This is a genomic window from Streptomyces sp. NPDC058457 (assembly GCF_042720695.1).
In the GTDB taxonomy this organism is placed as follows: Bacteria; Actinomycetota; Actinomycetes; order Streptomycetales; family Streptomycetaceae; genus Streptomyces.
In genome coordinates, this window is the sequence record NZ_JBHXLU010000015.1 from 72,965 (window position 1) to 80,002 (window position 7,038).

The 7,038-nt window shown below is 70.7% G+C and carries 7 protein-coding genes and 1 pseudogene; 2 read left to right on the plus strand and 6 right to left on the minus strand.

Annotated elements, in window-relative coordinates:
* Positions 1-111: 111 nt before the first annotated feature.
* The 5 genes from ACFWPS_RS15115 to ACFWPS_RS15135 form a co-directional block, all read right to left on the minus strand.
* The gene (locus tag ACFWPS_RS15115; RefSeq protein ID WP_383704981.1) at positions 112-2,739 is read right to left on the minus strand and encodes a carbohydrate-binding protein; all 2,628 of its coding nucleotides are present in this window, start codon (positions 2,737-2,739) and stop codon (positions 112-114) included.
* Positions 2,740-2,860: 121 nt separating this feature from the next.
* A complete protein-coding gene (locus ACFWPS_RS15120; protein WP_383704984.1) occupies positions 2,861-3,934 on the minus strand; it encodes a LacI family DNA-binding transcriptional regulator in 1,074 nt (357 codons plus the stop codon).
* A gap of 56 nt (positions 3,935-3,990) precedes the next feature.
* Positions 3,991-4,158: a hypothetical protein gene (locus ACFWPS_RS15125; protein ID WP_383705120.1), complete on the minus strand. Its 168-nt coding sequence runs from the start codon at positions 4,156-4,158 to the stop codon at positions 3,991-3,993.
* 210 nt (positions 4,159-4,368) lie between these two features.
* On the minus strand, positions 4,369-4,935 hold the full coding sequence (locus ACFWPS_RS15130) for a hypothetical protein (RefSeq protein WP_383704987.1): 567 nt from the start codon (positions 4,933-4,935) through the stop codon (positions 4,369-4,371).
* Positions 4,936-4,968: 33 nt separating this feature from the next.
* The gene (locus ACFWPS_RS15135) at positions 4,969-5,415 is read right to left on the minus strand and encodes a hypothetical protein (protein WP_383704990.1); all 447 of its coding nucleotides are present in this window, start codon (positions 5,413-5,415) and stop codon (positions 4,969-4,971) included.
* A gap of 28 nt (positions 5,416-5,443) precedes the next feature.
* Here ACFWPS_RS15135 and ACFWPS_RS15140 point away from each other — a divergent pair.
* Positions 5,444-5,671, plus strand: a pseudogene (locus tag ACFWPS_RS15140) (hypothetical protein); the annotation flags it as partial.
* 122 nt (positions 5,672-5,793) lie between these two features.
* Here ACFWPS_RS15140 and ACFWPS_RS15145 read toward each other — a convergent pair.
* Positions 5,794-6,240: an anthrone oxygenase family protein gene (locus ACFWPS_RS15145; protein ID WP_383704992.1), complete on the minus strand. Its 447-nt coding sequence runs from the start codon at positions 6,238-6,240 to the stop codon at positions 5,794-5,796.
* Positions 6,241-6,331: 91 nt separating this feature from the next.
* On the opposite strand from ACFWPS_RS15145, the gene ACFWPS_RS15150 reads away from it, so the two are divergent.
* Positions 6,332-6,910, plus strand: a complete 579-nt coding sequence (locus tag ACFWPS_RS15150; RefSeq protein ID WP_383704994.1) for a TetR/AcrR family transcriptional regulator — start codon at positions 6,332-6,334, stop codon at positions 6,908-6,910.
* The last annotated feature ends 128 nt before the right edge of the window (positions 6,911-7,038 follow it).

The following is a 7,038-nucleotide window of genomic DNA, read 5'->3' on the forward strand; positions in this document are numbered from 1 at the left end:
CCTTCCGTGGGCGAGGCCGGCTGTGGTGTTGATACCCCCCCCGCCCCCCCCCCCGGGGCCGCGGGGGGCGGGGGGCCCCCCCCCCCCGCGGCTCTGGTCGGGGTTCGGCGGTCAGCCGTTGACGGGGGCGACTTCGACGTAGTCGATGTCGGGCGCCCAGGAGGAGGAGTTGGAGAACTTCAGCGTGTTGGTGCCGGCGGTGAGGCTGACGGTGGTCGGCAGTGTCCAGTAGTCGTTCCAGCTGTAGGTGTTGCGGAAGGTCAGTGTGGTGGCGGTGGAGCCGTTGACCGACAACTGGGCGGTGCGGGACTCGACGTTGGTGTTGTAGCTGTCCGAACCCGCCCGGTCGTTCTGCGCGTAGTGGATCACGACCGTGTACCGGCCGGCCGCGGACGCGCTCACGCTGCCGAAGGTGAGCGTGTTGGCGCTGCCGTCGCCGACATAGCCGACGTTCTTGCCGCCCGAGGCCCAGCCGTCGGACTGCGCCTTGGCCGCGCCGGCCAGAGTGGCGCTCTCCGCCTCGTACTTGGTGACGCCGGTGGTGTCACCGGCACCGTCCACCTTCAGATCGCGGAGGGTGAGCGTGGCGCCGCTGTTCGGGGCGACGGCGATCCGGTTGATGCCCGCCGTCAGGTACAGCCTGCTGCTGGAGGTGGTGGCCGAGCCGCCGGACGAGCCGTAGGTGGCGGCGGTGGCGCCGTTCAGGGCGAGGGCGGTGCTGCCGCCGGCCGAGGAGTAGTCGGTCCTGACGGTGTAGTAGCCGTCGGTGGGTGCGTAGGCGTCGAAGGTGGCCTTGTCGCCGGCGGCCATGACGAGCCGGCCGGTGCCGGTCTCGCCGACGTCGCTGTACGAGTACGACGGGCTGCCGCTGACGTCGGCGAGCGTGGCCTCGTACACCGTCTCGGGGGTGCTCGGTACGGCGGTCAGGTCGATCTTGTCCAGGGTGACCTGCCCGGCGGAGGTGCCGAGCGTCGAGTCGGCCACGGCGAGCGAGACGGTGTGGCTGCCGGCGCTCAGGGTGACCGGCACGGTGACGGTGGAGCGGTACTGCCAGTTCAGTGTGGACGGGTAGGTCACGAACTGCGGGTTGGCTCCGTCGATCCGCAGGACCTGCTGGGACGGGGAGCCGTTCTCGTTGCCGTAGAAGACGCGCAGGTTGTAGGTGCCGGCGGAGGGGACGCTGACCGTGAAGACGACCTTGCTGTCGCTGTTGACCAGGTAGCCGACGTCCTTGGTGCCGGAGGTGGCGTACAGCTGGGCGGTGGCATAGCTGTCGCCGGTGGCCTGGGTGACGACGGTGCCGTCGGTGATGGCCGCGTTCTCGGCCTCGTAGGAGGAGTACGACGGGACGCTGGGCGCGGTGGCGGTGCCGCCGCCGTTCGGGGTGACCGTGATGCGGTAGGCGGACATCGGGTTCAGGCCGGTCAGCGGCACCGTGATGGAGCCGCCGGAAGGGGTGTAGGCGGCGCGGGACACGGTCTGCGGTGGCGCGGAGGCGCCTTCGTAGCCGCTCCAGTCCAGGGCCTGGACCGTGACCTCGACCTTGCTGCCGAAGGTGCCGCCCGGGATGTTGTTGATCACGACGTTGGTGTCGGTCGAGGATCCGCCCACGATCACCTGGGCCTGCTTGCGGCCGGTGTCGAGGGAGGCGATGCCCTGCAGGGTGTCCTGGACGTTGAGCTGCGGCGGGGTGCTCTTGACGGTCTGCCCGGTCATCCCGGCGTACCAGTGCCAGAACCACCATGACCCGTTGGGGACGTTGGTGTGCACGGTGTTGCCGGACATGTTGCCGGCGATGTCCCAGTACGGCTGCTGCGCGTAGACCTTGGTGTCCTCGAACATCGAGGCCCACTGGATCATCTGCCCGGGCACCGACAGGTCGCGCCGGTTGGCGTACTCGTCGATGTTGATCGGGATGGCGCTGATACCGCGCGCGGTCTCCAGCGCGCGGTACGCGGTGTAGTGGGAGCGGTAGTCGGCCAGCGAGCTCGGGCCCAGCTCGTGCCAGGTGAACACGTCGGGCAACTGACCGTTGGCCTTGGTGTAGGTGAGGAAGTCGCCGAAGAACCTGCTGTTGAAGTTGGCGGTGTTGGGGCCGGCTATCTTCGCGGCCGGGTAGTCGGCCTTGATCCGCGCGTACACCGTGCTCCAGTCGGACTCGAAGCTGCTGAGCGCCGAGGCGTAGGTGCTGGAGTTCGAACTGGTCAGCCCGGTGTACCAGTTGCCGTCCGGTTCGTTGAACGGGACGAAGACCACGTTGGCCGCGTACGAGGTCGCCTTCACCGCGTTCACGGCGGTGTCGACCTTGGTCAGGTAGTCGTCGATGCCGTTGTTCTGGTACGGCCAGTCCGAGTACTCGTCCTGGATGTTGGTGTACATCGTCCCGCCGCCGTTGCGGAAGAACGAGGGGGCGACCTGCAGGATGTCGCCGTTCGGGTGCTGGGCACCGTTCGGGGGCTTCTGGGAGCCGGTGGTCAGCTTCAGGGGCGCCAGCAGGTTGTCACCGGGGACTCCGTCGTCGCTCTGGCCGTAGAGCGCGCCGTTCGAGCCGCGCAGGACGGCGCCGGTGGTGGTGCCGAGGTCCACGGTGAAGGTCTGGCCGGCCGCCGCGGCCGGCGGCGGTACGGCGAGGCCGGCGCCGACGAGCGCGGCGGCGGCCAGCAGGGTCGCGGACAGGCGCGATCTCGTACGACGGCGGGACGGCGGGGCCGCCTCCGGGGTGCGGGTACGGAAAGGCATGGGTACCTGGCTTTCCCCTCCCGCCACGCTGCGGGAGGACGAGGTTGGGGCCGGAACCGAGCTGTGTTAGCGCTCACATCCCCCGCGGATGGAGCAGTGTGCCGTACGCGATGCCTGTTTGTCAGCGGCCCGGCGCCGGGCCGGTGCTCTCGCGGACGATCAGCTCGGGCTCCCGCCACAGGGGCGGCGGCGGGGCGTTCTCCGGGTCGAGCAGCCGGTGCAGCATCCCGAAGGCACCGCGGCCGAGCCCCTCGAAGTCCAGTCGCACGGTGGTCAGGGCCGGGTGGGTGTAGCCCGCGTACGCCGCGTCGTCGAAGCCGGCCACGCTCAGATCGCCCGGCACCTCGCGGCCGGCCTCGCGGGCCGCGCGCAGCACGCCGAGCGCCAGTTCGTCGTTGCCGCACAGCACGGCGGTCACCTGCGGGTCGGCGACCAGGGCACGGGCCGCCAGATACCCGGATCGCGGGCTCCAGCCGCCTTCCAGCGGCTCGGGGACGGGCCGCCCGGCGTCGGCGAGGGCCTCCCGCCACCCCTCGGCGCGCTGGCCGACCCTGGTGGTGGACGAGGGGATCGCCACGTGGTGGACGGTGCGATGGCCCAGGCCGATCAGATACCGGGTGGCCTGGGCCGCCGCGGCACGGTCGTCCAGCCAGGCCTCGGGCCGGTTGCCGCCGTACCCGTCCCGGGGCCGCTCCACGACCGCGGCCGCCGGGAACTCCGCGGGCAGCGCACGCCAGGCGCGCTCCCCCGGCGCGTTGAAGGCGATGACGAGCACCGGCTCACCCGGCCTGGCAAGCCGGCTCGCCACGTCCTCCGGCGTCAGCGGCGCACGCTCGTCCAGGACGCTGATCGCCACCGTGAACTCGGCCGCCCGTGCGGCCTCCTCGATGCCGCGCAGTGCCAGGGACGCCCCGTACAGGGTGGTGTCCGAGGTGAGCACGGTCACCGAGCGCACCAGTCCGCCGGCCAGTGCCCGTGCGAGCCGGTTGGGCTTGTAGCCCAGCTCGTCGATGACCTCAAGCACCCGGTCCCGGGTGGCCTTGCGTACCTTGGGGCTGCCGTTGACCACGCGGGAGACGGTCTGGTGGGAGACCCCGGCCGCCTTGGCCACGTCGAAGATGCTGACCGAGCGGTGCCGGTCGGCACCGTGCCCGGGGGGTTCCCCGCCGTGCGGGGCCGGGGCGGGCTGCTGCATGCTGGGACTCCTGGCGGACGGCGGGGCGGGCTGCTCCTGCAGTGTTAGCGCTAACACTATCGGGTGCGACACGTGAGGGCGATGGGGCGGACGAGGTCGGCGTTGCGCCGGCCGGTGCCCAGGACCCGGGCGAGGGCGGCGTCGTGGGGCCTGCCGAACTCCTCGTGGCGGGCGACGAGCCTGCGGACGCGTTCCGTTCCCGTTCGTCCAGCTCGCAGAACCACACCTCCGGATCGTCCGCAGCACGCCGGCCCCGCACGCCGGAGTCATGGGGCCGTCCCAGCTCCTGGCCGACCGCATCCACGCCCCGCACCGCGGACCGGAACTCATCGACAGCCACCTGGAATCGAGCCGCCGGGGAGCGGACCGAGGAGCACGCCGAGGCGGCCGGTGCGTGCCGGGGACCGGAACTCCGCCAACCGGCCCCCGACCGCTCAGGGTTTCTTCTCGACGTCCTTCACCGAACTCGGCCCCAACTGCTTGGCGCTGGCGTACTCCGGCATCGTCATGGGCTGGTCGAACAGGAAGAACGACTGGTTCGTGCCGACCGTGAACTCCATGTACGCGCCCGTCGTGGCGTCGAAACCGTAGTAGGCGTTGCAGGTGGAACCCGACGTGTACGTGCCGTCCATGCCGGGCTGCGCGAGGACCGCGACGCCCTCGGAGTAGGTCTCCACCCTCTCCGTCGGCGTGAGCATCTTGCAGCGCGGCACCGGCAGGCCCTTCATGATGAAGTACCCGTACTCGCCCTTGGCGTTCTGGATGTAGACGTACGAGAGTTTGCCCCGCTTCCCCCACGTCCTGATCCACTGGTTGATCGATTCGCGGGTCGGCGAGTACTGCATCGGGACCGCCGGCTGCTCGGCCACGAGGTGGTCGTAGGTCTCCTGCTTGCGCTTGTTCTCCTTGTCCTGGCTGGAGTCGCTGGTGCAGGACGCCAGGGCCAGGCCCACGACGAGCGCGACGACGACGGCCAGGGCCATACGTGCGAACTTCTTCATGCGGTGCTGCCCTCTTCCCGGGTGAGATGGGGATCAGTTGGTGCACTTCGTGCGCTTGGCGCCGACGTCCAGCCGGTACGGCAGATCCTTGTCGCGGAAGGGCGCGCGGTGTTCCTGGGCGGCCTTCGAGTTGTAGTCGTTGACCGACTCGATCCGGGTGGCCCTCAGCGCGGTGATCGACTGGTCGATCTGTGCCGTGCGGGTCTCCGAAGCGGTCTTCCGCTCCTCCTGGAGCACCTTGATCGTGCCTTCGGCGTTCTGCACGGCCTCGCAAAGATCGAAGAACTCCTCGTAGGTGGTCTGCCGGAACTCGCCCGAGCCGACGGTGTTCCCACGCTGCTCCGCCGCACCGCGGAACGGGGCGGTGACCCACGCCGCGCCGCCGAAGGCGAACACCCCGATCAGGTACAGCACCGCCAGCCCGACGACCCCGACGACCGCCCAGGCCGCCAACCGTGCCCCCTCGCGTATCTCCCCCATGGCATCCCCCTTCACAGGCGGCTCCGCCGTGTGGAACCACCTCCCGCGAAGGAGGACACGGGCATCCGGCGAAACGGTTCCGCCGGCGCTTCGACGACACCCCTCGCCGAACCGCGACGCGATACGGGCCCGAAGAACCACGTCCTCCGCCGCATGCACTTCACGGATGGAGGACCGGGTACTGCTCATGTCGGCCTACTGGCGCGCGAATTCGACGATGCGCCGACTCGCGCCGCTCTTCGGCATCTCGAAGTCCGAGGAAGAACCTCCGGTAGAGGGATCCCGGGTTCCGGGGGCGGTGCAGATCCGCGGAGACCGTCGGCCACCGCCCGCGGAGCAGAGAAGTGCACGCCGCCTGCGCGGTGTCGGCTCGCGGGCTCAGGCGAGGGCGGCGGCCAGCAGGGCGAAGGCGGCGATGATGACGGCGACGCGGACGTAGTGGAAGCGGTCCCAGCGGTTCATCTGCTCCTTCCAGTCCTGGGGCAGGTTCCCGGTGGTCCACGTCTTGGTCCGGTTGTTGATCGGGACGAGCAGCAGGACCGACATGATCACGCTGAGGATCAGCAGCGCGGCGGCGATGACGACGAGGCCGGCGCCGTGGCGGTGCCGTCCGGCGACGGCCCAGACCGCACTCAGGACGAGCGAGCCGATGTACCAGAACGGCATCACGGCGCCGAGCATCCGGGCCCCGTGGGTGCGGCCGCGCAGGCCGTTGTCGCCGGGGAGTCCGTGGAGGATCGGGTTGATGACAAAGGCGACGGAGAACTCCACCCCCACCATCACTCCGACGACCACGGTGGTGACGACCTTGAGCGCGTCGAGCATGATGACCCCTCCTGGAATCTAGCGCTGCTAGATGATGAGGCAACGCTAGTACTACCACCGCTCGATTGTCTAGCAGCGCTAGAATCCAACCATGTCGGTACAGGAACGCAAGCAGCGCGAACGGGCGGACCGCGAGCGCCTCATCGTGGCGACGGCCCGCAGACTCGCCGAGCAGCAGGGCTGGGACGCGGTCACCACCCGCCGGCTCGCCGAGCGCATCGAATACAGCCAGCCCGTCCTCTACAGCCATTTCCGCAGCAAGCGCGAGATCATCGGCGCCGTCGCCCTCGAGGGTGCCGCCGAGATGGCCGCGGCGCTGCGGGCCGCGACCTCCACCGCGGACGGCCCTCGCACCCGGGTCACCACCCTCGCCCGCACCTACCTCGACTTCGCCGAGTGCAACCCGGCGGTCTACGACGCCATGTTCCAGCTCGACGGCGGCCTGGCGTTCGCGAACGAGGACACCCCGGAGCCGCTGAAGGACGCCTTCGCCGCCCTGCTGGAATGCCTCGGCGAGGTCGCCGGGGACGGCGTACACCCGGCACTGTTCACCGAGGTGTTCTGGGCGGCCCTGCACGGGCCGGCGACCCTGACCCGGGCGGGACGGCTGCCTCCGGAGGACGCCGAGCGCAGGGTGGAGCTGCTGGTGGACCGACTCACCATGCTCTGACACACCGTCCGGGCGGCCGGGGGGGCGGGGGGGCGGGCGCCCCCCCCCCCCCCCCGCCCCCCCCCCCCCCCCCGCCCCCCCCCCCCCCCCCCCGCGCCCCCCCCCCCCCCCCCGGGACCGGCGGCGGC